20 protein-coding genes are annotated in these 23,664 nt (G+C 51.6%); 11 read left to right on the top strand and 9 right to left on the bottom strand.

Annotation, left to right across the window (positions count from 1 at the left end):
- The first annotated feature begins 12 nt into the window (after nt 1-12).
- Both CYQ09_RS17115 and infB read left to right on the top strand, forming a co-directional pair.
- The gene (locus CYQ09_RS17115; protein WP_106746613.1) at nt 13-648 is read left to right on the top strand and encodes an RNA-binding protein; all 636 of its coding nucleotides are present in this window, start codon (nt 13-15) and stop codon (nt 646-648) included.
- The gene (infB, locus tag CYQ09_RS17110; protein ID WP_106746612.1) at nt 645-3,143 is read left to right on the top strand and encodes a translation initiation factor IF-2; all 2,499 of its coding nucleotides are present in this window, start codon (nt 645-647) and stop codon (nt 3,141-3,143) included. Before CYQ09_RS17115 ends, infB begins: the two co-directional genes overlap by 4 nt.
- Before the next feature lie 74 nt (nt 3,144-3,217).
- Here infB and mutT read toward each other — a convergent pair whose 3' ends face one another.
- From mutT to CYQ09_RS17095, 3 genes are read right to left on the bottom strand one after another with little or no spacing between them, the layout of a single operon-like run.
- Nucleotides 3,218-3,616: an 8-oxo-dGTP diphosphatase MutT gene (gene mutT / locus CYQ09_RS17105; protein ID WP_106746611.1), complete on the bottom strand. Its 399-nt coding sequence runs from the start codon at nt 3,614-3,616 to the stop codon at nt 3,218-3,220.
- Complete coding sequence (gene argJ, locus CYQ09_RS17100; RefSeq protein ID WP_106746610.1) at nt 3,613-4,827, bottom strand: bifunctional glutamate N-acetyltransferase/amino-acid acetyltransferase ArgJ; 1,215 nt, start codon at nt 4,825-4,827, stop codon at nt 3,613-3,615. The genes mutT and argJ overlap by 4 nt, the downstream gene beginning before the upstream one ends.
- A 4-nt stretch (nt 4,828-4,831) precedes the next feature.
- Nucleotides 4,832-5,677 (bottom strand): peptidylprolyl isomerase, encoded by an 846-nt coding sequence (locus tag CYQ09_RS17095; protein ID WP_106746609.1) that lies wholly within the window; start codon nt 5,675-5,677, stop codon nt 4,832-4,834.
- A gap of 183 nt (nt 5,678-5,860) precedes the next feature.
- On the opposite strand from CYQ09_RS17095, the gene secA reads away from it, so the two are divergent.
- Together secA and CYQ09_RS17085 are read left to right on the top strand one after the other, a co-directional pair.
- Nucleotides 5,861-8,548, top strand: a complete 2,688-nt coding sequence (gene secA, locus CYQ09_RS17090; RefSeq protein ID WP_106746697.1) for a preprotein translocase subunit SecA — start codon at nt 5,861-5,863, stop codon at nt 8,546-8,548.
- A gap of 69 nt (nt 8,549-8,617) precedes the next feature.
- Nucleotides 8,618-9,601, top strand: coding sequence for a hypothetical protein (locus CYQ09_RS17085; protein ID WP_106746608.1), 984 nt, complete (start codon nt 8,618-8,620; stop codon nt 9,599-9,601).
- Here the strand turns inward: CYQ09_RS17085 and radC are convergent.
- From radC to CYQ09_RS17065, 4 genes are all read right to left on the bottom strand, one after another.
- Entirely contained in the window at nt 9,598-10,365 is a 768-nt protein-coding gene (radC, locus tag CYQ09_RS17080) for a RadC family protein (RefSeq protein WP_106746696.1), read from the bottom strand. The genes CYQ09_RS17085 and radC overlap by 4 nt on opposite strands.
- A 73-nt stretch (nt 10,366-10,438) precedes the next feature.
- The gene (gene dnaJ, locus CYQ09_RS17075) at nt 10,439-11,587 is read right to left on the bottom strand and encodes a molecular chaperone DnaJ (RefSeq protein WP_106746607.1); all 1,149 of its coding nucleotides are present in this window, start codon (nt 11,585-11,587) and stop codon (nt 10,439-10,441) included.
- A 75-nt stretch (nt 11,588-11,662) separates the two neighbouring features.
- Nucleotides 11,663-13,567: a molecular chaperone DnaK gene (gene dnaK / locus CYQ09_RS17070; RefSeq protein WP_106746606.1), complete on the bottom strand. Its 1,905-nt coding sequence runs from the start codon at nt 13,565-13,567 to the stop codon at nt 11,663-11,665.
- A 211-nt stretch (nt 13,568-13,778) separates the two neighbouring features.
- Nucleotides 13,779-14,600, bottom strand: coding sequence for an ABC transporter permease (locus CYQ09_RS17065; protein ID WP_106746605.1), 822 nt, complete (start codon nt 14,598-14,600; stop codon nt 13,779-13,781).
- A gap of 122 nt (nt 14,601-14,722) precedes the next feature.
- On the opposite strand from CYQ09_RS17065, the gene cysQ reads away from it, so the two are divergent.
- From cysQ to CYQ09_RS17030, 7 genes are all read left to right on the top strand, one after another.
- On the top strand, nt 14,723-15,520 hold the full coding sequence (gene cysQ / locus CYQ09_RS17060) for a 3'(2'),5'-bisphosphate nucleotidase CysQ (RefSeq protein ID WP_106746604.1): 798 nt from the start codon (nt 14,723-14,725) through the stop codon (nt 15,518-15,520).
- A complete protein-coding gene (locus CYQ09_RS17055) occupies nt 15,520-16,320 on the top strand; it encodes a 3-deoxy-manno-octulosonate cytidylyltransferase (RefSeq protein ID WP_106746603.1) in 801 nt (266 codons plus the stop codon). The genes cysQ and CYQ09_RS17055 overlap by 1 nt, the downstream gene beginning before the upstream one ends.
- A 91-nt stretch (nt 16,321-16,411) precedes the next feature.
- The gene (gene galU, locus CYQ09_RS17050) at nt 16,412-17,305 is read left to right on the top strand and encodes a UTP--glucose-1-phosphate uridylyltransferase GalU (protein ID WP_106746602.1); all 894 of its coding nucleotides are present in this window, start codon (nt 16,412-16,414) and stop codon (nt 17,303-17,305) included.
- Between the two features lie 18 nt (nt 17,306-17,323).
- Nucleotides 17,324-18,340, top strand: a complete 1,017-nt coding sequence (locus tag CYQ09_RS17045; protein ID WP_239495995.1) for a glycosyltransferase family 2 protein — start codon at nt 17,324-17,326, stop codon at nt 18,338-18,340.
- 58 nt (nt 18,341-18,398) lie between these two features.
- Nucleotides 18,399-19,379, top strand: coding sequence for a glycosyltransferase family 2 protein (locus CYQ09_RS17040; RefSeq protein WP_106746601.1), 981 nt, complete (start codon nt 18,399-18,401; stop codon nt 19,377-19,379).
- On the top strand, nt 19,376-21,079 hold the full coding sequence (locus CYQ09_RS17035; protein ID WP_106746600.1) for a beta-1,6-N-acetylglucosaminyltransferase: 1,704 nt from the start codon (nt 19,376-19,378) through the stop codon (nt 21,077-21,079). Before CYQ09_RS17040 ends, CYQ09_RS17035 begins: the two co-directional genes overlap by 4 nt.
- Nucleotides 21,076-22,509 (top strand): nodulation protein NodH, encoded by a 1,434-nt coding sequence (locus tag CYQ09_RS17030; protein ID WP_106746599.1) that lies wholly within the window; start codon nt 21,076-21,078, stop codon nt 22,507-22,509. The genes CYQ09_RS17035 and CYQ09_RS17030 overlap by 4 nt, the downstream gene beginning before the upstream one ends.
- Here CYQ09_RS17030 and CYQ09_RS17025 read toward each other — a convergent pair.
- Complete coding sequence (locus tag CYQ09_RS17025) at nt 22,506-22,970, bottom strand: PTS sugar transporter subunit IIA (protein ID WP_106746598.1); 465 nt, start codon at nt 22,968-22,970, stop codon at nt 22,506-22,508. The genes CYQ09_RS17030 and CYQ09_RS17025 overlap by 4 nt on opposite strands.
- 31 nt (nt 22,971-23,001) lie before the next feature.
- Nucleotides 23,002-23,577 (bottom strand): ribosome hibernation-promoting factor, HPF/YfiA family, encoded by a 576-nt coding sequence (hpf, locus tag CYQ09_RS17020; protein ID WP_106746694.1) that lies wholly within the window; start codon nt 23,575-23,577, stop codon nt 23,002-23,004.
- Nucleotides 23,578-23,664 lie beyond the last annotated feature (87 nt).

Raw genomic sequence — 23,664 nt, 5'->3', positions numbered from 1 at the left:
AGGGGATAATATATGGCGCGTGGTGGCCACAACAAACTAAAAGACGACGAGGCGACACGTAAGTGCATCGTCACCGGAGAGGCGCAGCCAAAAGCTGGGCTCATCCGGTTCGTTGTGGGCCCTGACAACCAAGTTTATCCTGACGTGTTGGGGAAATTGCCCGGCCGCGGCATGTATGTGTCTTCAACGCGTGAAGCATTGGAAGCGGCGACAAGGGGGCAATTTTCCCGTTCTGCCAAACAGCCGGTCACCGTGCCCGACGGTTTGGCGGATGAAGTTGAACGTCAGCTTGCGCGTCATACGGTAGATATGATCGCAATGGCCCGTAAAGCGGGGCGTGCGGTTTGTGGATTTGAAAAGGTAAAGGGTTGGCTCGCCGGTGGCGAGCGGGTCCGCGTCTTGGTTCAGGCCTCTGATGGGTCCGAACGCGGCAAGGCGAAATTGTGGACGCCCGAAGGTGCCCGATATTTTGGCTGTTTTACTGCTGAAGAATTGGGTTTGGCTTTTGGGCGGCAAAGTGTGATACATGGCGCGCTTGCGACTGGCGGACTCAGCAATCGTGTTGTAGACGAAGCCACAAAGCTACGTGGCTTGCGCGAAGTGGACGGTGGCGATACGGCCTCCGGGAAGGATAAAGAAGCTAAATGAGCGATAACGACGGTAAAAAGACACTCGGTCTCGGTGGTTCGCGTCCAAGCAACGTGAAGCAAAGCTTTAGCCATGGGCGGACCAAGAACGTCGTGGTGGAAACCAAACGTAAACGCGTTGTGGTGCCAAAGCCCGGCACGGCCAAACCATCTGGTGGTTCAGGCCCGATTGGTGGCGACCCTTCAAAACGGCCCGCAGGCATTTCGGATGTCGAGCTGGAACGCCGGATGAAGGCGCTTGCGATGGCGAAAGCCCGCGAAGCCGAAGAACAAGCAAAGCGCGAAGCCGAAGAAAAGGCCCGTGCAGCAGAGCGTGAAGCACGCCGTGCAGAGATCGAAGCAAAAGAAGCTGAAGATCGCGCCCGTGAAGAACGCGCAAAGGCGAAAGCCGAAGAAGAAGAGCGTAAGCGCGTAGAAGCTGCAAAAGCGAAGGCGAAAGCCGCTGCACCTGCGCCAGCCGCACCTGACGCGGCGGCAGTTCCTGGTGAAACAGCGGTTACGCGCCCATCTTCTGCGCCACGTAAAACAGACCGTGATCCTTCTGGCCGTGATAAAGCAACAAAAGCAAAGCCAGGCCGCGGTGGCGCCAACGATGGCCGCCGTTCCGGCAAACTGACGTTGAACAACGCAACGGCAGGCCGCGAAGGTGGTCGTCAGCGTTCTATGGCTGCAATGAAGCGCAAGCAAGACCGCGCCCGCGCCAAGGCGATGGGTGTTTCTGCCGAGCGTGAAAAGGTATTCCGCGACGTTGCCCTGCCAGAAGCGATCACCGTTTCTGAATTGGCAAACCGTATGTCCGAACGTGTTGCTGATGTCGTCAAGGCATTGATGACAAACGGCATTATGGCGACGCAAAACCAAACAATCGACGCTGATACCGCTGAATTGATCATCGAAGAATTCGGCCACAAAGTGGTCCGTGTTTCTGACGCTGACGTTGAAGACGTGATCACGAAAATCGAAGACGATCCTAAAGATCTGCAATCACGCCCGCCGATCATCACGATCATGGGTCACGTTGACCACGGTAAGACGTCGCTTCTTGATGCGATCCGTAACGCGAAAGTGGTCGCTGGCGAAGCTGGCGGGATCACACAGCACATTGGTGCTTATCAGGTTACAACAGACAGCGGCGCTGTTCTGTCATTCCTTGACACACCGGGTCACGCGGCCTTTACATCGATGCGTTCGCGCGGTGCTCAGGTGACAGATATTGTTGTTCTGGTCGTTGCTGCTGATGATGCGGTAATGCCGCAAACCATCGAAGCGATTAACCACGCTAAGGCCGCTAAGGTCCCAATGATCGTCGCGATCAACAAGATTGATAAGCCTGCCGCAAATGCTGACAAAGTGCGCACCGATCTGTTGCAGCACGAGGTTATCGTAGAAAAGATGTCCGGCGATGTGCAGGATGTTGAAGTCTCAGCAATGACGGGTCAGGGGCTTGATACATTGCTCGAAGCGATTGCGCTTCAGGCGGAAATCTTGGAACTGAAGGCGAACCCAGATCGCTCTGCAGAAGGTGCTGTGATCGAAGCTCAACTTGACGTGGGCCGTGGTCCTGTTGCGACTGTTCTGGTTCAGAACGGTACGCTGCGCCAAGGTGATATCTTTGTTGTGGGTGAGCAGTACGGTAAAGTACGTGCGTTGATTAACGACAAAGGTGAACGTGTAACAGAAGCTGGCCCTGCGGTTCCTGTTGAGGTGCTTGGCCTGAATGGTACACCAGAAGCCGGTGATGTTCTTAACGTTGTCGACACTGATGCGCAGGCACGTGAAATTGCGGAATACCGTGAAAAAGTGGCCAAAGAAAAACGTGCAGCCGCTGGTGCCGCTACGACGCTTGAGCAGCTTATGGCAAACGCCAAAGCCGACGAAAACGTCAGCGAGTTGCCGATTGTTGTGAAGGCCGACGTCCAAGGTTCTGCCGAAGCGATCGTTCAGGCGATGGAAAAAATCGGTAACGATGAAGTCCGCGTCCGCGTTCTGCATTCCGGCGTTGGTGCGATCACTGAAACAGATATCGGTCTCGCCGAAGCGTCTGGCGCACCAGTATTTGGCTTTAACGTCCGTGCCAATGCGTCGGCACGTAATACTGCCAACCAAAAGGGCATCGAAATTCGCTACTATTCAGTCATCTACGATCTTGTAGACGACGTGAAGAAAGCGGCATCTGGCCTGCTGTCCGCTGAAATTCGCGAGAAATTCATCGGTTACGCTTCGATCAAAGAAGTCTTCAAGGTGTCCAACGTCGGCAAGGTTGCTGGTTGTATCGTCACCGAAGGCGTGGCGCGTCGTTCTGCTGGCGTACGCCTGCTTCGTGATAACGTGGTTATCCACGAAGGCACGCTGAAGACGCTGAAGCGCTTTAAAGACGAAGTTGCAGAAGTTCAGTCTGGTCAAGAATGCGGTATGGCGTTCGAAAACTACGACGATATCCGCCCAGATGACGTGATAGAAATCTTCGAGCGTGAAGAGGTCGAACGTAACCTGTAACAGGGCGTTTCATAGAAATAAAAAAGGGCGGTCCGAATTGGGCCGCCCTTTGTTTTTTATTTAACAGTTTGAATTTATAGCCAATCGCGCAGGATCGGTATCAGCGGAATATCTGCGGCAGGCATAGGATAGTCGCGCAGTTCATTTGGGCGCGCCCATTTCAGCGTTTGACCTTCGCGTGCTTGTGGTGTGCCTTCCCATTTACGGCAGGCAAACAGCGGCATGAGCAGGTGAAAATCATCATAGCTGTGGCTTGCGAAAGTAAGCGGGGCTAGGCATGACGCCCAGGTGTCGATGCCCAACTCCTCTTGGAGTTCACGGATGAGCGCGGCCTCGGGTGTTTCCCCAGCCTCGATCTTACCGCCGGGAAATTCCCATAGGCCTGCCATGGATTTACCCTCGGGGCGCTGTGCCAACAGCACGCGCCCGTCAGGATCAATCAGTGCGACAGCGGAAACGAGAACAGTCTTCAAGACCGGTAATCCGCGTTGATGTCGATGTAACCATGTGTCAAATCGCAGGTCCAAACCGTGGAATTCCCAGAACCTAACCCCAGATCAACACTGATCGTTAGTTCTTGGTTCTTCATGTAGGCGCTTGCGACTTCTTCAGAATAGTCGGGTGCGCGCCAGCCATTTTCTGCGACAAGGATATCACCAAACCGAATGCTCAGCAGATCACGATCGGCTGCTGCACCAGATTTGCCAACAGCCATGACAATCCGACCCCAGTTAGCATCTTCGCCAGCGACCGCAGTTTTCACGAGCGGAGAGTTGGCGATTGCCATCGCAACCTTGCGCGCGTCCGCATCATCAGCAGCGCGTGTCACATCAACTGTTACGAATTTGGTCGCGCCTTCACCGTCGCGGACGACCTGATGGGCCAGATCCAACATAACGCTATGCATCGCATCGACGAATGCGCCATTTCCGGTGACATCAACTCCCGATGCACCAGTCGCAGCAGCGACAAGACTGTCTGACGTCGATGTATCGCTATCAACTGTGATACAGTTGAACGTCTTGTCGTTTTGCGTGCTAATGATCTTTTGCAGGTCGGTTTGGCTGATCTTGGCATCCGTAAAGATGTAGACAAGCATTGTCGCCATATCCGGCGCGATCATTCCTGAACCCTTAGCGATACCTGCGATCTTAACGGGTTTTCCATCGACCATTACTGTCGCGGTGGCACCTTTGGGGAAAGTGTCTGTGGTCATGATCGCACGCGCGGCTTCTTCGATCTTAGCCGGGCTTTGGTTTGCAACCAATTCACCGACTTTCGCTGTGATCCGTTCGTCGGGCAGCCGTTCGCCGATAACACCGGTCGATGCGGTGAATACCCGGCGTGTGTCGATCTCTAGTTCATCCGCCACGGCGGCACAGATCGCAGCAACACTGCCATCACCGTGCTTGCCGGTGAATGCGTTAGAATTGCCAGAGTTCACGATGATTGCCGCGCGACCCGACGGGTCGCTGCCTAGCTTGGCTTGGCAATCAAGTACGTTTGCTGATCGCGTAGCCGACCGCGTGAACACGCCCGCAACGGCTGACCCAGCAGTCAAACAAGCAAGCATTACATCCGTTCGGCCCGCATAGCGCACCCCCGCAGCCGCAGATGCAAAGGTAACGCCATCGATTTCCGGAAGTTCCGGAAACCGTTCAGGTGCAAGTGGTGAAACAGCCATGTGTTTAGTCCAGCAATTCGAAGCGGCCGATGATTTCTGGATCGAATTGGTCAGCTTCGGGTTTAACGATATCCTGACCCGCAGTCAGTTCGTCCAGATAGGCTGTAATAGCAGCTTCTTGCAATTCGTTAGTTAACTGTGGCGTCATTTCTTCCAACGTTGGCAGAGCCTGCACACGTTGTTCGAGAAGCGTCGCGACATGCCAGCCAAACTGGGTTTCGAATGGCTCGGAAACGCTACCAACTTCGAGGTTGCTAATGGCTGTTTCGAATTCTGGAACCATTGCGCCCGGACCAAACCAGCCCAGATCACCGCCGTTTGGACCCGTAGGACCGGTTGAAACATCGCGTGCAACGTCAGCGAATTCTTCACCTTCGTCGATGCGTGTTTTTGCTGCTGCGGCTTCTTCTTGTGTTTCCGTTAGCAGATGCGCGCCGTGAAATTCGGGTACTTCTTCGGCATCGGCAAAGCGTTCGTCATAGGCGGCCTGGATCATTTCCGGCGTGACAGAGTTTTCGGCGATGTTCGTGATAACTTCACCAGCGAGAAGAGTGCGTTCTTCGTTTTGCAAAGAATAAGTAACCCGCGCTGGGACGTCTTCGATGGCATCTGCAAGAAGCTGCTGTTGCACCAACTGATCCACAAGACCTTCGAACAGCATTTCGTTAGGAAGCGTTGCGTATTGTTCGGGCAGCTGGGTGCGCGCGATCAACAATTCGCCCAGAGTGATTTCAGTTTCGCCGACAGTTGCAATGACTGTACCGGCTGTTACGTCGTCTTGGGCGAAGGCGGCGCTAGACAAAGATAATGTCAGTGCAGATGCACCCAAAAATGTAACATGTTTCAGCATAAATCGATCCCTTAATGACCCACGCGGGCGCGTGGCGTTGACACTGCATATCCGGCCCCTTACATCCCTAAGATGCCTCGACGGGGCTGGTCTCGGCCCTTTGTATGTGGCCAATCACGGGCCTACAAGCGACCTCGTCTCAAATTGATGTCAGACAGGCGCGGATGCGCCGCCGGAGTGAATATGCTGGGTATCGGAACGATTGCCAAAAAGGTGTTTGGCACACCGAACGACCGCAAAGTAAAAGCTGTCCGTCCACTGGTCGGAAAGATCAACGCGCTAGAGCCCGAATTTGAGGCGCTTTCTGACGAAGGCATTAAGGCAAAGACGGAAGAGCTTGCCAAACGTGCGATGGGTGGTGAAACCCTTGATGCGCTTTTGCCAGAAGCATTTGCCAACTGTCGCGAGGCCGCCAAGCGTTCCCTTGGCCTGCGGGCGTTTGATACACAGCTGATGGGCGGCATCTTTCTGCACCAAGGCAATATTTCAGAGATGAAAACCGGTGAGGGTAAGACGCTTGTTGCGACTTTCCCGGCCTATTTGAATGCACTGACAGGTAAAGGTGTACATATCGTTACGGTGAACGATTATCTTGCCAGTCGCGATGCGGAATGGATGAGCCGCGTTTACACTGCCCTAGGTCTGACGACGGGTGTTGTGGTTCCAAACCAGCCAGATGCAGAAAAGAAAGAAGCCTACGCATGTGACGTGACCTACGCCACGAACAATGAGCTGGGCTTTGATTATCTGCGTGATAACATGAAGTCCGAGCTGTCTCAGATGTACCAGCGCCCTCACAATTTCGCGATTGTGGATGAGGTTGACAGCATTCTGATCGACGAAGCGCGGACACCGCTGATTATCTCTGGCCCGGCCGAAGATCGCAGCGAAATGTATGCGACCATTGATAAGGTGATCCCTGAAGTTCAGGACGCGCACTTTACGCTGGATGAAAAAACAAAGCAGGCGACATTTACTGAGGAAGGCAATGATTTCCTCGAGGCTCGGCTAACAGAACTGGGCCTGCTGCCCGAAGGTCAGACGCTGTACGATCCTGAAAGCGCGACATTGGTTCATCACGTGAACCAAGCGCTGAAGGCACATAAGCTGTTTGTCAAAGACGACAACTATATCGTGCGCAATGATCAGGTTGTTCTGATTGATGAATTCACCGGTCGTATGATGGACGGTCGTCGTCTGTCCGATGGTCTGCATCAGGCGATCGAAGCCAAAGAAAACGTCGCGATCAAGCCCGAAAACGTGACGCTCGCGTCTGTTACATTCCAAAACTACTTCCGGCTTTATGAAAAACTGGGCGGAATGACAGGTACTGCGACCACCGAAGCCGAAGAATTCATGGAAATCTATGGCCTGGGTGTTGTCGAAGTTCCAACCAACCGTCCAATCGCGCGTGTCGATGACCACGATCAGGTTTACCGCACCGCCAAAGAAAAATTCGAAGGCGTCGTCAAAGAGATCAAAGAGGCCCACGCGACGGGGCAACCGATCCTTGTTGGTACAACCTCTATCGAAAAGTCAGAGCACCTTGCGCGTCTACTTCAGGCTGAAGGGATTAAATTTAACGTTCTCAACGCGCGCCAGCACGAACAAGAAGCTCAAATTGTTGCTGACGCGGGCCGTCTGAACGCTGTGACAATCGCAACTAACATGGCTGGTCGCGGCACAGATATTAAGCTGGGCGGTAACGTCGAGTTTTCGATCATGGAGGCCATTGAGGCAAACCCCGATGGTGACCACGCGACAATCCGAGCAGAGATTGAAGCTGCACATTATACCGATGAGCAGGCCGTAAAAGACGCCGGTGGTCTATTTGTTCTGGCTACTGAACGTCACGAAAGCCGCCGTATTGATAACCAGCTACGTGGTCGCTCCGGCCGACAAGGCGACCCGGGCCGTTCGTCGTTCTTCCTATCGCTCGAAGATGATTTGATGCGAATTTTCGGATCAGAACGGCTTGATAAGGTGCTGTCTGGGTTGGGTATGAAAGACGGCGAAGCAATCGTTCACCCTTGGGTGAACAAGTCGCTCGAACGTGCGCAAGCTAAAGTCGAAGCACGTAACTTTGACACCCGTAAGCAGTTGTTGAAATACGACGATGTGATGAACGATCAACGCAAGGTGATCTTTTCACAACGCCGCGAAATCATGGAAGCAACTGACCTTTCCGAAATCGTCAAAGATATGCGCGACCAAGTGATCGACGACTTGGTAACTGATTACATTCCCCCCAAAAGCTATGCCGATCAATGGGATGCTGCGGGTCTAGCCGAGGCAGTAAAAGAAAACCTTGGGCTTGAGTTGCCGATTGTTGAATGGGCTGCGGAAGAAGGCGTTGATGATGGCGACATTATTGAACGGCTCGAAGACGCCTGCGACAAATACATGGGTGAAAAGACCGACGCATTCGGTGCCGACACCATGCGCCGCGTTGAAAAGCAGTTCTTGCTGCAAACTATCGACGGTAAGTGGCGCGAGCATCTGCTCACTTTGAACCACCTGCGGTCTGTCGTGGGTTTCCGTGGCTACGCGCAACGTGATCCATTGAACGAATATAAAACCGAAGGCTTCCAATTGTTCGAAAGCTTGCTTGACGGACTGCGCACTGACGTGACCAAACAGCTGTCTCGTATTCGTCCTATGTCGAAAGAAGAACAAGAAGAAATGGTGGCGCAGGCACGCCAGCAGCAACAGGCCATGGCAGCGCAACAAGCCGCTGCAGCAGTCGCTGGACAAGTACGCGAAGGGTTTGACGAAAAGGATCCCACAACATGGGGTAACCCATCGCGTAACGACGACTGCCCTTGTGGGTCTGGCAAGAAGTTCAAACATTGCCACGGGCGTATTGCTTGAATTATTTCTTAATCACTTTGCTAAGTGCTGCTATTGTGCTTGCAGAGTGATTAGTTATCGGAAGTTTCAATGCCCCGCATGTCAACGATAAAGACGGTCCTACGGACCTTCGTAGTTGCGTTGGGAATTGGATTCTTTGTGCAATACGGGGAAGCACCCGTTGCTAACACTGGAGAGCCGCTGACGGTGCCGCGCCCCGTTACGGTTGTGACAAATAGGAAAGCGCATTCTGTTTTTGGAGTGGCTGAAAACCCTCATCGGTTCACAGAACACATTTCCGATGTTCAAACAGTTGCGCTGGTCAATCAGGAATACACCGAAGAACGGCTGCCAGAGCTGAGCATGATTTCCGCAACGCGTGTGATTGATGATGCGTGCAAAGTGTCGCTGTCAGCACAGGCTGCGCCTGCAGCGATGGCCCGACTGACGGTCAATGCGCCCTGTCACAAGCGAACAGAATTCACACTTATTCATAGCGGTTTGCGTTTTTCGAACCGCACTAATGCTGACGGTCGGGCCATTGTATCGCTGCCTGTACTATCCGTAGATGCGAAAATTTCATTACTTATCAATAATGTTGAACAGGCGCACGTTGCTCTTTATGCACCCGAAGTTCCCCAATATGATCGCACGATCCTGCAATGGCGCGGATTTGCTAATCTCCAACTTCATGTGCTTGAGGATGGTGCCAGCTTTGGTGAGGTCGGCCACATCTGGACTGGCTCTGTTCACACGCCAAACTTTGCGATTTTAGGGCAGCATGGATTTGTTAGCCGATATGGAACGCGGTACGCAGACATCCCTTATCAGGCAGAGGTTTACACCTATCCTGCGCGTTTGGTGCGCCCTGATATGGCGGTTATGATGCCTGTTGGGGTCATGGTAACTGATGAACTGTGCGGGGTTGCGTTGAATGTTCAGATTATCCAAGTAATTTCGGGTCAGGTAAATGCGCCTATAGACGTGTCAATCAAGGCGCCATCCTGTGACAACGTGGGGCAGTTTATTGTATTGCCTGACGTTCTTAGACCGGTTACCGGCGGTCTTCGTTAATAGTTATCACCAAATAGCCCCGCGGCTCTAAAGCTAACCTCACAAGATTTACCAATTATTAGGTGGTCGTGGACAGTGATACCCAAGGCTTTGGCAGCTGCGTTAATTTTTCCAGTCATTTCAATATCAGCCTGTGACGGCGTGGGGTCGCCTGATGGGTGATTGTGTACTAAAATCAAAGCTGCGGCATTTAGCTCTAGTGCGCGTTTGACCACCTCGCGCGGGTAAACGGGCACGTGATCCACTGTGCCCTTCGCCTGTTCTTCATCGGCAATAACAGTGTTTTTAGTATCCAAAAATAGAATCCGAAACTGTTCGGTATCTCGGTGGGCCATGGTGGTGTGGCAATAATCTAGCAAGGCGTCCCAACTCGACACGACATGCCTTTGCATAACCTTGGCACGAGCAAGGCGATGTGCGGCTGCCTCTATGATTTTGATTTCTAGCGCGACAGCGTCACCAACACCTTTGATTTGTTGCAGTTGATGTAAAGGAGCCGAAAGAACCCGGTTGAAGTCACCGAAGGTTTTGATCAAGTCATGGGCAAGTGGTTTCACATCCTGCCGCGGGATTGCGCGGAACAGGATGAGTTCGAGAAGTTCATAGTCGGGCACCGCAGTTGCCCCGCCCGTCAAAAACCGTTCACGCAATCGTTTTCTGTGGTCGCGCATGTAAGACGGTGTTCTGCCAGATGGAACAGGCACAGGCTCGACGACTTCGTCGATTTCGGAAAATAGGGAACGGGATTCGGCAAAATGGGACATGCCCCAAGTGTCTGCCATAATCAGTTAATGAACGGTGAATTTGGCCCCGACGATAGCTATCGGGGCCAAATATCTAGCCTTTCATCGAATCCCAAAAATTTTTGACAGACTTAAAGAAGCTGGACCCTTGTGGGTTGTTGTCTTCGCTAAGTTCGTCGAACTCTTTTAGGATTTCGCGCTGGCGCGCGGTGAGTTTCACCGGTGTTTCAACGGCCAGTTCAATGAACATATCGCCGCTGCCACCACCACGAAGCGCTGGCATACCTTTGCTACGCAACCGCATCTGACGACCAGATTGTGAACCTTCTGGCACCTTCACACGGCTACGGCCACCGTCGATGGTCGGTACTTCGATTTCACCACCAAGCGCTGCAGTCGCCATTGAGACAGGGACCCGACAGAAAAGATTGCTTGCTTCGCGTTCGAACAGCGCGTGGTCGTTCACCTCGATAAAGATGTACAAATCACCTGTTGGACCGCCACGCATTCCGGCCTCGCCTTCGCCAGCAAGGCGAATACGTGTGCCAGTTTCAACGCCGGCCGGGATGTTGACCGAAAGCGATTTCTCTTTCTCGATGCGGCCCTGGCCATGGCATGATTTGCATGGGTTCTTGATCGTCTGGCCCATGCCCGAACAGGTTGGGCACGTGCGTTCGACGGTAAAGAAACCCTGCTGCGCGCGGACCTTGCCCATGCCAGCACAAGTCGGACATGTCTGAGGTTCAGAACCACCTTCGGCGCCAGTACCGTTACAGGCATCACACCCAACAGCAGTCGGAACAGTGATCGTCTTTTTTAGGCCAGCGAATGCATCTTCAAGATTAATCCGAAGATTGTAGCGCAGGTCATTACCGCGTTGTGCGCCGCCACGACGACCACCGCCACCGCGGCCACCACCCATGAAATCGCCAAATAAGTCGTCGAACACGTCAGAGAATGCGCTGCCAAAATCACCTTGGCCGCCACCCGGACGTTGACCGCCACCACCCATGCCATTTTCAAACGCAGCATGGCCATAGCGGTCATAAGCAGCTTTCTTGTTCTCGTCCTTTAGGACTTCGTAAGCTTCGTTAGCTTCTTTGAACTTTGCTTCGGCGGTTGGATCGTCGGCATTGCGGTCAGGGTGCAGCTCTTTCGCCTTTTGACGATAGGCTTTCTTGATGGCAGCAGCGTCGGCACCTTTGGCGATACCAAGCACTTCATAATAGTCACGTTTTGCCATGATAAATTTCCCCCTTGGGAATGGAAAAGACCGACCCGGATTTGGGCCGGTCCATTTTCCTAAACGCGCGCTGGCTTATTCGCCGCGCTTGTTGTCATCCAGATCTTCGAAATCGGCATCAAGGATGTCGTCATCGGCCGCTGGTGCTTCGGGTTCTGCTTCACCAGCTTCTTCCTGAGCAGATTTGTAGATGGCTTCACCCAACTTCATCGCGGATTCAGTTACGTTCTGAATGCCGGATTTGATCTTCTCGGCGGTGCCGTCTTCAAGGTCATCCTTAAGTGCCGCAATTGCGAGTTCGATCGCTTCGATCGTTGTTGGGTCAACCTTGTCAGAATGCTCTTCCATAGACTTTTCAGTCGAGTGGATCAGGCTTTCAGCTTGGTTTTTCGCTTCGATCAGTTCACGACGATCTTTATCAGCCTCGGCGTTATCCTCGGCATCTTTGACCATTGCTTCGATGTCGTCATCGGACAGACCGCCAGATGCTTGGATCGTGATCTTCTGCTCTTTCCCGGTGCCTTTGTCTTTCGCGCCAACTTCAACGATACCGTTGGCATCAATGTCAAAGGTGACTTCGATCTGTGGCAGGCCGCGTGGCGCTGGTGGGATATCTTCGAGGTTGAACTGACCCAACATTTTGTTGTCGGCAGCCATCTCACGCTCACCTTGGAACACGCGCAGTGTCACAGCGTTCTGGTTATCTTCGGCAGTCGAGAAGACCTGAGACTTTTTCGTTGGGATCGTTGTGTTGCGGTCAATCAAACGAGTGAACACGCCACCCAGTGTTTCGATACCCAGCGACAGTGGCGTCACGTCCAAAAGAACAACGTCTTTCACGTCACCTTGCAGAACGCCGGCCTGAATAGCAGCACCCATCGCAACAACTTCATCCGGGTTCACACCCTGATGTGGCTCTTTGCCAAAGAATTTGCCGACTTCTTCTTTTACGCGTGGCATGCGGGTCATACCACCAACAAGAACAACCTCGTCGATATCGCCAACTGACAGGCCAGCATCTTTGATCGCGTCTTTACATGGCTTGATCGAGTTTTTGATCAGGTCAAGTACAAGCGATTCCAGCTTTGCGCGGGTCAGTTTCATGACCATGTGCAGTGGCTGACCATTTGAACCCATAGAGATAAACGGCTGGTTGATTTCAGTGCTGGAAGAAGAAGACAGTTCGATCTTCGCCTTTTCAGCAGCTTCTTTCAGACGCTGTAGCGCCATTTTATCTTTGGTCAGATCGACAGAGTGTTCTTTTTTGAATTCATCCGCGAGGTAGTTGACGATGCGCATGTCAAAGTCTTCACCACCCAGGAACGTGTCACCGTTGGTAGATTTCACTTCGAACAGGCCGTCGTCGATTTCCAAGATGGTTACATCGAATGTACCGCCACCAAGGTCATAAACCGCGATTGTCTGTGTGTCTTTTTTATCAAGGCCATATGCCAGCGCAGCCGCTGTTGGCTCGTTGATGATGCGCAGTACTTCGAGGCCAGCGATCTTACCGGCGTCTTTCGTCGCCTGACGCTGAGCATCGTTAAAGTATGCAGGAACCGTGATAACGGCTTGGGAAACTTCTTCGCCAAGGTAGCTTTCGGCGGTTTCTTTCATCTTACCAAGGATGAACGCAGAGATTTGGCTAGGGGAGTACTTCTCACCCTTAGACTCGACCCATGCGTCGCCGTTGCCGCCGTTGACGATGTCAAACGGCATGTTTTTCTTTTCTTTCGCCAGATCAGTATCGTCGAAACGGCGACCGATCAGACGCTTAACAGCAAAAATTGTGTTTTCTGGGTTTGTGACCGCCTGGCGTTTCGCCGGCTGACCGACAAGACGTTCGTCGTCGGTGAACGCGACGATAGATGGCGTTGTGCGCGCACCTTCTGCGTTTTCAATCACACGTGGTTTAGAGCCATCCATGATGGCAATACAAGAGTTAGTCGTTCCTAGGTCGATACCAATAACTTTGGCCATTTCAAATCCCTCTACATTAGGCGGTTTGAGTAGCGCGAACCCGTTTCGGCACCCGCGCCAGTTACGTTCTTATGATCAGGGGAAGCCCCCAAACAAATGATCTAGGCGTATATAGGGATGCATAAACGTGGCTGCAAGCGCTCTAAGGGGACTCAATAGGCAAAAAATAGGCATTTTTTCGCGGAAAAGTTAATGTAGTCGGGTCTTTGGCTTATCGCCCAGCGCTCCAGCTGGCGGATACGTGTTGTCTGGTGAAAAACATACCCATCATACCTATCACAAGCAGTGTTAGCGACACGTAAAGTGGATACGAAATAGTCGTGAAGTGTGGGTTGTAGTGCAGGAACACAAAACCTTTGTTTTGGTCGATGATATGAAACAGCGGGTTCCAGTCAAACAATGCGATCATGCTTGCCGGTAGTGAATTTACCAAGAACATTTTACCCGAAGCAATCATGTTGAGCCGGCGGTACATTTGCCCGACGATACCCATCGTGCGCGGAAACCAAGGCGTAATCGCGAGAAACACAATCCCAACGCCGATACCTGAAAACCAAGCTAGCAAAAGCATTCCCAATGCACCTATCGGATCGTCAATGCTGATTGGGGTGAACGCGCAGTGATAAATTGTCAGGACAATAATGATGGATAAGATTTGTTGATATAGTTCCGCGAGCGCTGCCGAAGCCATCGTAACGATGGGATTCATCGGCGCGTATAGCATCATTGGAGCAAGGGCGCCGCCCGCGCTTTGAACGGCTTTTACAGTTTGAATATGTGCTCGGAACAGCAAAACGCCGGACATAATGTAAAGCAGGAAGTCGCCCCGTATCGGAGAGCTGCGCATTCCGATCACCATGTACATGAGCAGAAACACGGCGACCAAGACCATACTTTGCAAAACAGTGATCACTAAGCCTACGACAGCATTCCGATTACCGCCACGGACAGCCCTTACTGTTACGTGGTATATCAACTCTAGATTGCTAAAGAGACTTCCCGCTGTGCTCGCATTTCGGCGTGTCTGAAACATGATTATGCTTTCACTGCGTCCCTACCTGAACCGGCACGTATGTCCCGGGATCAGCTTGCCCAAATGGCGATGAACATTCATAACGGCTATATCGTAACTTTTCAATAAACAGGACCCGTCATATGGATTTCGATAAGCTGACAAAAGTAATGCGAGAGCTAGCGTTGTTAGCTGGTGATAAGATTATGGAAATCTATGCAGCCGATGATTTTGAAGTTCGTGCAAAAAGCGACGAAAGTCCAGTCACCGCAGCAGACGAAGCAGCGGACGCGATTATTAGTGCGGGGCTGCGTGAGGCCTTTCCAGATGTGCCGCTTGTCACCGAAGAACAATCTGCTTCGCATGGTCAATCTGTCAGCACGTTCCTGATCGTAGATCCGCTAGACGGTACAAAAGAATTCATCAAGCGCAGAGGCGACTTTACGGTGAATATTGCGTATGTTGTCGACGGCGTTCCTGTACGTGGCATTGTTTATGCTCCTGCAAAGGATCGGCTGTTTTATACATCTGCAGATGGATCAGCCGTCGAGGAAACCGGAGAATTCGCAAAAGATGTCATTGGGAATACGAAACCAATCCGGGTTTCAGTACCTGATAACGACGCTCTTTTGGTCGTTGCTTCGAAATCTCATCGTGATCAAGCGACGGATGATTACATCAGTAAATATAATGTAGCTGACATGAAGAGCGCCGGGTCGTCGCTTAAGTTTTGTTTAGTCGCGACTGGTGAGGCCGATCTGTACCCACGGGTTGGCCGTACGATGGAATGGGATACGGCTGCAGGGCACGCTGTGCTTACTGGCGCCGGTGGGCAGGTTGTGCGGTTCGATGATCATACCCCGTTGGTCTACGGTAAGCCTGAATTTGCGAACCCTTTCTTTATCGCGCTTTCACCTGATGTGAAGTTGGAGAAAGCTTAATGCCTGTATTAATTGTTATTCCAGCGCGCTACGCGTCTACACGTTATCCGGGTAAGCCTCTTGTTGAATTGCGCGGCGCTGACGGTGAGGCGAAAAGCCTTATCCGTCGGTCGTGGGATGCGGCCATGCAGGTGAACGGCGTCGATCGTGTTGTCGTAGCGACCGACGACGACCGGATCGCAGACGCAGCGCGTAGTTTTGGCGCCGATGTTGTTATGACTTCGGTGGACTGCCAAAATGGTACAGAGCGATGCGCAGAGGCTGTCCAAAACATTGACGGAGATTACGATATTGTCGTCAATTTGCAGGGCGACGCACCATTGACCCCGGCATGGTTTGTCGAAGACCTTGTCGCGGGCCTGCGTGCGCAACCCGATGCGGATGTGGCGACGCCTGTTCTGCGTACCGAGGGGGGCGCGTTGAACGGATTTTTAGCTGATCGCCGTGCAGGGCGCGTTGGTGGTACAACTGCAGTATTCGGAACCAACCACAATGCATTGTATTTTTCAAAAGAAGTGATCCCTTATACGGGAAAAGACTTTGCGGATGATGATGAAACTCCGGTCTTTCATCACGTTGGAGTTTATGCGTATCGACCTCAGGCATTGGCAGCATATCCAGGGTGGGCATCTGGGCCCCTAGAGCAACTAGAAGGTCTTGAGCAGCTTAGGTTTCTTGAGCGGGGCACCCCAGTTCTTTGCGTAGAAGTCGATGGAAAAGGTCGCGCGTTTTGGGAGCTGAACAACCCAGAAGATGTGCCGCTTATTGAGGGAATGTTAAACAAGATGGGGCAGGCTTAGGAATTGGTTATGATCGTTTGAGCTTTACTCTTATGTTCCTCAGTTGCCCACGCTAAGCTGCCATCAATAATTTTAGTAAAAAGGGACCGTTATGAAAAGAAAAGTAACCAAAGCGATTTTTCCTGTAGCAGGCTTAGGGACCCGATTTCTTCCTGCGACTAAATCTGTTCCCAAGGAAATTATGACGCTTGTTGATCGTCCGCTCATTCAATACGCAATTGATGAAGCGCGCGCAGCAGGGATTGAGGATTTCATTTTTGTAACCTCTCGGGGTAAATCGGCCCTTGAAGATTATTTCGATCACTCGCCCGAGCTGGAAAGTGCGCTGCGTAAATCTGGTAAGACAGATTTGTTAGACACGCTTAAAGCAACCAACATGGATAGCGGTGCGATCGCGTATATTCGTCAACATAAGGCCTTGGGGCTTGGACATGCGGTTTCATGTGCAAGAAAGCTGATCGGGGATGAACCTTTTGCGGTTATTCTTCCGGATGATTTGATTGCATCTGAAAAGCCATGCCTTCAACAAATGATCGAAGCCTACCAAGACACTGGCGGCGCTATGGTTGCCGCGATGGAAGTGACACCGGAGCAAACGTCGTCTTACGGTGTGCTTGACGTGCTAAGCGAAGACGGTTCCGTTGTTAAAGTGAAGGGCATGGTTGAAAAGCCTGCTGCGGGAACCGCGCCATCAAACCTTGCTGTGATTGGTCGTTATATTCTTACGCCAAGAATTATGCAGAACTTTAAAAATATCGAACGTGGCGCAGGCGGAGAAATTCAGCTGACCGATGCGATTGCATATGAGCTAACAGCAGGCCGCGATATCTTTGGTTATAAGTTCGAAGGTGAACGCTTTGACTGCGGGTCGAAGGCCGGCTTTTTGCAGGCTACTGTTTCCTTTGCGTTGAAGCGACCAGAATTGCGCGATGAAATGGCAGGTTTTCTGAAAAGCTTGGACGTGGATAAAGCGTTAGCTGGATAAAGGCCTAATTTGAAAGGTATGATTGGCGACGCATGGTTGAACTATCGGATGCGCTGGAAGCGGCGGCGGTTATTGCTGCGGATTTGGCGCAAACGTAAACAACTTAAATGCGTCGCTGACAAGACCAGTCAGATCGCACCTAACGCTATCTTGGCGTTTTCAACGGTACGAAATGAAATGCTGCGATTGCCGCATTTTTTAGAATATTATCGTAAGTTAGGCGTCGCGCATTTTCTGTTTGTTGATAACGCGAGCGATGATGGCACAGCAGAATATTTGGCTGCGCAACCAGATGTTTCTGTTTGGGTTGCAGATGCGAGTTACAAACTGTCTCGTTTTGGGATGGATTGGCTGGGCTGGCTGCAATGGCAATTCGGGCATGGGCATTGGTGCCTAACGGTGGATGCGGATGAATTGTTGGTCTACCCCTATTGCGATAGTCGGGACCTACACGCATTGACCCGTCATTTGGACGAACAAAGCATCCCTGCGTTCGGTGCCGTCATGTTGGACATGTACCCAAAGGGCCCCACGATTTCCGCCTCATATAAGGCTGGCGATGACCCAATTTCAGTTATCCCTTGGTTCGACAGTCATGGCTACAGACACAAACGCCACGCCGTTTTTGATAACCATTGGATCCAGGGAGGTGTGCGTGATCGGATGTTCTTTTCAGAACAACCCGATCGCGCACCCACGTTGAACAAGACACCTCTCGTGAAATGGCATTGGCGCAATGTTTATGTCACTTCGACGCATCACATGTTGCCGCGGAGGCTGAACAGGGTGTTTGATTGGCCTGAACAGGATTTGCTGACTGGCGCATTATTACACACCAAATTTTTGCCTGATATTGGTATTCGCTCGTCTGAAGAACTGGATCGAAAGCAACATTTCGAAAATAGCGCGCTTTATGGACAATATTATGAACAGTTAATGACCGGCCCTGATTTGTGGACCGACGCGTCAGTTATGTATATGGGCTGGCAACAGCTTGAGACGTTGGGACTTATGTCGCAAGGTAGTTGGAGCTAAGTTTTGCCAGTGCAAAAGAGGAACTAGTTTGGGAGCATGGACTTCATATCGTTTGCGGATGCGCCGAAAGCGTTGGAAGTTGCGCGCGCGCCGTAAGGGGCGCGAGCTGACGGCTGTGCAAGATCGTACACATTCAATCCGCCCGACCGATATTATCCTGTTCTGCACATTTCGAAACGAAGACATTCGATTGCCGTTTTTTCTGCAGTATTACCGGGATTTAGGTGTGAACCACTTTATCTTTGTTGATAATGGCAGCGATGATGGTGGGGCTGACTATGTTTCAGGCGATCCTGATGTGTCGTTATGGAAAACAGATGGTGCATATGGGCGGTCGCGGTATGGCATCGATTGGCTTACTTATCTTCAAGACAAATATGCGCATGGTCATTGGGCTTTGACTGTCGATGTGGATGAATTTTTTGTTTATCCGTTTTGCGATACCCGGCCGATACGTGCGCTTGCCGATTGGCTTGAAGCATCCGAGGTACGTTCATTTGGGACTATGATGCTGGATATGTATCCAAAAGGTCCCGTGGCAGCCGCCGTATATCGGCGTGGTGACGATCCGTTTAAATGGGCGAATTGGTTTGATCCCGGGAATTATACAATCAAGCTAAATGATCTTTATCGCAATTTGTGGATTCAAGGTGGCCCCCGCGCGCGCGTTTTCTTTGACGACAAGCCCAGTCAATCGCCCGCGCTCAATAAGATACCATTTGTAAAATGGGATAGGTCATACACCTATGTGAGTTCGACCCATATGTTGCTGCCGCGTGGGCTAAACCTTGTTTACGGGCAAAACGGCGGCGAAAAATCGTCAGGCGTATTACTGCACGCAAAGTTTCTTAACATCTTTTCTAAACGGGCGTTGGAAGAGGCGGATCGTGCGGAACATTATAGCCACGGGCGTGAATACAAATCCTATGTGACTGAAAACGATACCGACCCTGAGATTTGGTGCCAGTGGAGCGAGCAATACATTAACTGGCGTCAATTAGAGGCGCTTGGCTTAATGTCGAAGGGAAACTGGGCATGACATTTGGTGTTGTCATGTTGGTGCATGCCGAATTCGATCGTGCCGAGCAGGTGATCCGGCATTGGGTTGGTGGCGGTTGCCCCGTCGTGGTTCATGTAGATAGCAATGTTGACGTTGATGCCTATGGCGGCTTTGCGCGGTCACTTGCAGATTTAGAAACCGTGCAGTTCTGTCAGCGCTTTCGTTGTGAGTGGGGAATGTGGGGGCTGGTCGAAGCGACGCAGGCTGCCTCTGAAATGATGTTGCGTAATTTTCCTGAAGTGAGCCACGTATTTCTAGCGTCTGGATCATGCTTGCCGTTGCGGCCGGTATCCGAGCTGCGCGCGTTTCTATCCAACCGGCCTAAAACGGATTTCATTGAAAGTGCGACCACGGCAGATGTGCCGTGGACAGTTGGCGGCCTTGATCGAGAACGGTTTACGTTGCGATTTCCGTTTTCGTGGAAAAGCCGCCGCAAATTGTTTGATAGGTATGTTCGTTTACAGCAGGTTCTGCGTGTGAAACGCAGAATACCAGCAGGCTTAGTCCCCCATATGGGGTCCCAGTGGTGGTGCTTAACGCGTCATACATTAGGCGCGATTTTAAACGATCCGAAACGTCGCACCTACGATAGATATTTCCGTCGTGTTTGGATCCCGGACGAAAGCTATTTTCAAACTCTTGCTCGTTTGCATGCAAAGCGAATCCAAAGCCGGTCTTTGACGTTGTCAAAATTTGATTTTCAGGGAAAGCCGCATATTTTTTACAACGATCATGCTGAAATATTGCGCCGATCTGAATGTTTTGTGGCGCGCAAGATTTGGCCAAATGCCGGACTGTTGTATCGCGTTTTTCCTCGACAGCCGGATAGCCAGTTGACAGATGCAAAGCCAAATACCGGAAAAGTTGATCGAATTTTTGGTCGCGCTTTAGAAAGACGAACGCGCGGTCGGCCAGGTCTTTATATGCAAAGCCGCTTTCCTAACGTTGCACGTGCAAATGGAATTACGGCGGTCCCGTTTTCTGTGATGCAGGGCTTTGACTGCCTGTTTCCAAACTTTGAAAAATGGCTCTCTGGGCAAACGGGGGCGCAGGTGCATGGACATATTTATGCAAAAGATAAGGCGCACTTTGCGGGTGACGCCCCGATTTTTAGCGGTGCTTTATCCGACAGCGCTGTTTTACGGGACTATAACGCTGCGGGGTTTTTAACCAATCTGGTTTGGAACGCCCGAGATACGCATCAGTGTATTATGTTTGGTCCCGATGATACCCAATCCATCCGGTGGTTGCTGGCGCATGACACAAATGCGCGTGTCTGGGTGATCACTGGTGCGTGGTCCATTCCGCTATTTCTATCGGGTAAACCAGCAGGCAAAGTACGTGCAGAAGCGGCTCGGCTGCAGCGGATTGAACATAAACTACTAAAGGTATTGCGTGCGCCAGATGCTCATGCGCGCATTCAAATCTGCACACTGGCCGATTTTCTTGAAAACCCACGTGCTATTCTACAAGAAGTGGTTGATGAGATCGCGGGCCACAAGGCAAAGGAAGTGTCAACATTACCCGAAATGGCTGATTTGACGGGGCTGGCAGAGTTTCTTCAGGAGCTAAAGAACCAGGGGATGCACCCCTTCCTCACTGGGGATATTTTGGCGGATGCGGAAAAGCGGCCGCCGCCCACGTCAGAGCCAAAGTCATATGTGGTTGGTCATAAATGAGAAATTTCGACTACTTTATAGTGTTGGCCGAAATGCGCACGGGGTCCAATTTTCTAGAGGCAAACCTGAATGCACTTGATGGCGTCAGCTGTCAGGGCGAGGCTTTTAATCCCGCGTTCATTGGTTACCCAAAGACCGAAGACATCTTGGGTATAACTTATGAACAGCGCGAGGCGAATCCGCAGCAGTTGATTGAACGGGTTAAATCCTATGATGGCCTGTGCGGGTTTCGATTCTTCCATAGTCATGACCGCCGGGCATTAAATTTGTGTTTGACTGATCCTCGGTGCGCAAAAATTATTCTGACGCGTAATCCGATTGACAGCTACGTCAGTTGGAAAACTGCTAAGGAAACTGGACAGTGGAAGCTGACCAACGCCACCCATTCCAAATCGCTACAAATTAAGTTTGATTGCGATGAATTCGAAGCACAGCTTTCTGCGATACATGAATTCCAGATTGAGGTGCAAAACGCGTTGCAGCGTAGCGGTCAGACTGCGTTTTATGTCGGTTACGATGATTTGCGTGATGTGGATGTTATGAATGGTTTGGCCACGTATCTGGGTGTCGAGGCGCGCTTGGATAATCTCGACAAAAAACTCAAAAAACAAAACCCAGAGCCGCTTGAAGACCGCGTTAGCAATTTTTCAGAAATGAAAGATGCGTTGCATCAGACTGACCGGTTTGACCTCACGCGTACCCCAAATTTCGAACCTCGGCGCGGTGCCGCCGTTCCAACCTACATTGCGGCTGACAAAGCGGCGTTGCTGTATATGCCGTTACGTTCGGGCCCTGACTGGGCTATTAAGCGTTGGCTCGGTGACCTTGAGGGGGTTAGGCCGCGCGAGTTACAGCGTAAATTCACACAAAAATCGCTACGGCATTGGCAGCAGGATCATGTTGGTCACCGCAGCTTTACAGTGCTTAGGCATCCTGTAGCGCGTGCGCATGCAGCGTTTTGTGATTGTATCCTTGATGATGGACCGGCAAGTTTTCCCGGCATTCGGGCGAACCTGCGCAAGGTTCACCGGTTGGCAATTCCTGAACAAGCACCCGATTTGTCCGATAGATCAGGCTATGACGATAGGCTGCATCGCAAATTGTTTCTGGGCTTTCTAAAGTTCCTTAGAAATAATCTGGCGGGGCAAACGTCAATTCGTGTTGATCCAGCATGGGCCAGCCAACTGACATTACTACAGGGCATGGCTGATTTTTCTGTGCCTGATATGATCCTGCGCGAAGACCGGTTACCGAATGATCTAAAGATTTTGGCAGGGCAGGTCGGGATCGTCGATTGCCCCGAACTTGTTCCATCTGATCATCCGCATCATGATCGATTGACGTCGATTTATGACCAAGAAATCGAAGACGCCGCGCGCGAGGCCTTCACACGCGACTATTCAGTATTTGGGTTTTCGAATTGGGCCTAAGCGGCCTGCGATGACTGGGCTTCGGTTAGAATCGTATGAAGCGTTGCCGGGTCGCTATTTGCGCGCAGTTTTGTACAGGTGGCCGAATCGCGCATTGTCCGTGATACCAAAGCAAGTGCCTTTAGGTGATCAACACCCGCGCATTCAGGCGCAATAAGGCAAAACACCAAATCAACAGGCTGCCGGTCAACTGAATCGAAATTGAGCGGTTTTTCCAAACGCAAAAAGATTCCTTGAACGGCTGTCGCACCAGCGAGCCGCGCATGCGGAAGCGCAATACCATGGCCAACACCAGTTGGACCAAGACCTTCACGCTCGATGAGGGCCTCGATCACTTCGGTCGATTTTAGGTCATAGCTTGTCTCGGCCAATTCACCCAAATCGTGAAACAACCGCTTCTTGCTGGTGCAAGAGGCGATTGTCTTTACCGCCTCTGGCTTTAGAATGTCTGCAACTTGCATGGGTCGCTTCTCTCACCAATTTCGCTGGGGCTTAACCCAGCGTTTTCGGGTCAATCCAGCCAATATTTCCGTCGTCACGTCGATAGACGACATTAATTCCGTTGTGTTTCTCATTGCGGAAAACCAGCACCGGAGCACTTGCAATTTCCATTTGCATCACCGCTTCACCAACCGAGAGTGATGGAATTTTGGTTTCCATCTCTGCGACGATCATCGCGTTTACAGTGTCTTGCTCGGCCTCTTCTGACTCGTCTGTTGGTGCGAGGATATAGGACCCAGCATCAGAAAGTTCAACCGGTTGCGACCGATCAGAGTGGTGATCCTTCAACCGCCGCTTGTAACGACGGAGCTGTTTGTCCATTTTCGCGGCACTGCTATCAAGAGCTGCGTAGATTTCAGTCGCTTTGCCAGTGGCTTGCGCCGTAAGCCCAGTTGAAAGATGCACAACGGATTCGCAGACATATTCGTGACCAGATTTAGAGAAAACGACGTATGCCTCGGTCGGGCGCCCCGCATATTTATTCAAAATATCCGAGAGTTCTGATTTCACATGTGTCTGCAGTGCTTCGCCAATGTCGATTTGCTTACCGCTGATTTGATACCGCATCGTTTCTCCTATCTTGTGGTTGCAGACATACAATACGCCACCGCCAAAGCGGTGCAGCATCGCACGCCTAATCTATGGAAAACGATA

The sequence above is a fragment of the Yoonia maritima genome, from assembly GCF_002933395.1.
Classification (GTDB): Bacteria; Pseudomonadota; Alphaproteobacteria; order Rhodobacterales; family Rhodobacteraceae; genus Yoonia; species Yoonia maritima_A.
Note: the sequence above shows the minus strand (reverse complement) of the source record. Positions and strands in the feature narration are given on the sequence as shown.

What these genes read in the sequence shown, in the direction of transcription:
- CYQ09_RS17095 (WP_106746609.1), bottom strand. Translation starts at nt 5,677, where the DNA reads ATGCTGAAACATGTTACATTTTTGGGTGCATCTGCACTGACATTATCT.
- infB (WP_106746612.1), top strand. Translation starts at nt 645, where the DNA reads ATGAGCGATAACGACGGTAAAAAGACACTCGGTCTCGGTGGTTCGCGT.
- CYQ09_RS17030 (WP_106746599.1), top strand. Translation starts at nt 21,076, where the DNA reads ATGAGAAATTTCGACTACTTTATAGTGTTGGCCGAAATGCGCACGGGG.
- CYQ09_RS17115 (WP_106746613.1), top strand. Translation starts at nt 13, where the DNA reads ATGGCGCGTGGTGGCCACAACAAACTAAAAGACGACGAGGCGACACGT.
- argJ (WP_106746610.1), bottom strand. Translation starts at nt 4,827, where the DNA reads ATGGCTGTTTCACCACTTGCACCTGAACGGTTTCCGGAACTTCCGGAA.
- CYQ09_RS17025 (WP_106746598.1), bottom strand. Translation starts at nt 22,970, where the DNA reads ATGCAAGTTGCAGACATTCTAAAGCCAGAGGCGGTAAAGACAATCGCC.
- dnaK (WP_106746606.1), bottom strand. Translation starts at nt 13,567, where the DNA reads ATGGCCAAAGTTATTGGTATCGACCTAGGAACGACTAACTCTTGTATT.
- galU (WP_106746602.1), top strand. Translation starts at nt 16,412, where the DNA reads ATGAAAAGAAAAGTAACCAAAGCGATTTTTCCTGTAGCAGGCTTAGGG.
- CYQ09_RS17045 (WP_239495995.1), top strand. Translation starts at nt 17,324, where the DNA reads ATGATTGGCGACGCATGGTTGAACTATCGGATGCGCTGGAAGCGGCGG.
- dnaJ (WP_106746607.1), bottom strand. Translation starts at nt 11,587, where the DNA reads ATGGCAAAACGTGACTATTATGAAGTGCTTGGTATCGCCAAAGGTGCC.
- CYQ09_RS17040 (WP_106746601.1), top strand. Translation starts at nt 18,399, where the DNA reads ATGCGCCGAAAGCGTTGGAAGTTGCGCGCGCGCCGTAAGGGGCGCGAG.
- CYQ09_RS17035 (WP_106746600.1), top strand. Translation starts at nt 19,376, where the DNA reads ATGACATTTGGTGTTGTCATGTTGGTGCATGCCGAATTCGATCGTGCC.
- CYQ09_RS17065 (WP_106746605.1), bottom strand. Translation starts at nt 14,600, where the DNA reads ATGTTTCAGACACGCCGAAATGCGAGCACAGCGGGAAGTCTCTTTAGC.
- CYQ09_RS17055 (WP_106746603.1), top strand. Translation starts at nt 15,520, where the DNA reads ATGCCTGTATTAATTGTTATTCCAGCGCGCTACGCGTCTACACGTTAT.
- hpf (WP_106746694.1), bottom strand. Translation starts at nt 23,577, where the DNA reads ATGCGGTATCAAATCAGCGGTAAGCAAATCGACATTGGCGAAGCACTG.
- cysQ (WP_106746604.1), top strand. Translation starts at nt 14,723, where the DNA reads ATGGATTTCGATAAGCTGACAAAAGTAATGCGAGAGCTAGCGTTGTTA.
- radC (WP_106746696.1), bottom strand. Translation starts at nt 10,365, where the DNA reads ATGTCCCATTTTGCCGAATCCCGTTCCCTATTTTCCGAAATCGACGAA.
- secA (WP_106746697.1), top strand. Translation starts at nt 5,861, where the DNA reads ATGCTGGGTATCGGAACGATTGCCAAAAAGGTGTTTGGCACACCGAAC.
- CYQ09_RS17085 (WP_106746608.1), top strand. Translation starts at nt 8,618, where the DNA reads ATGCCCCGCATGTCAACGATAAAGACGGTCCTACGGACCTTCGTAGTT.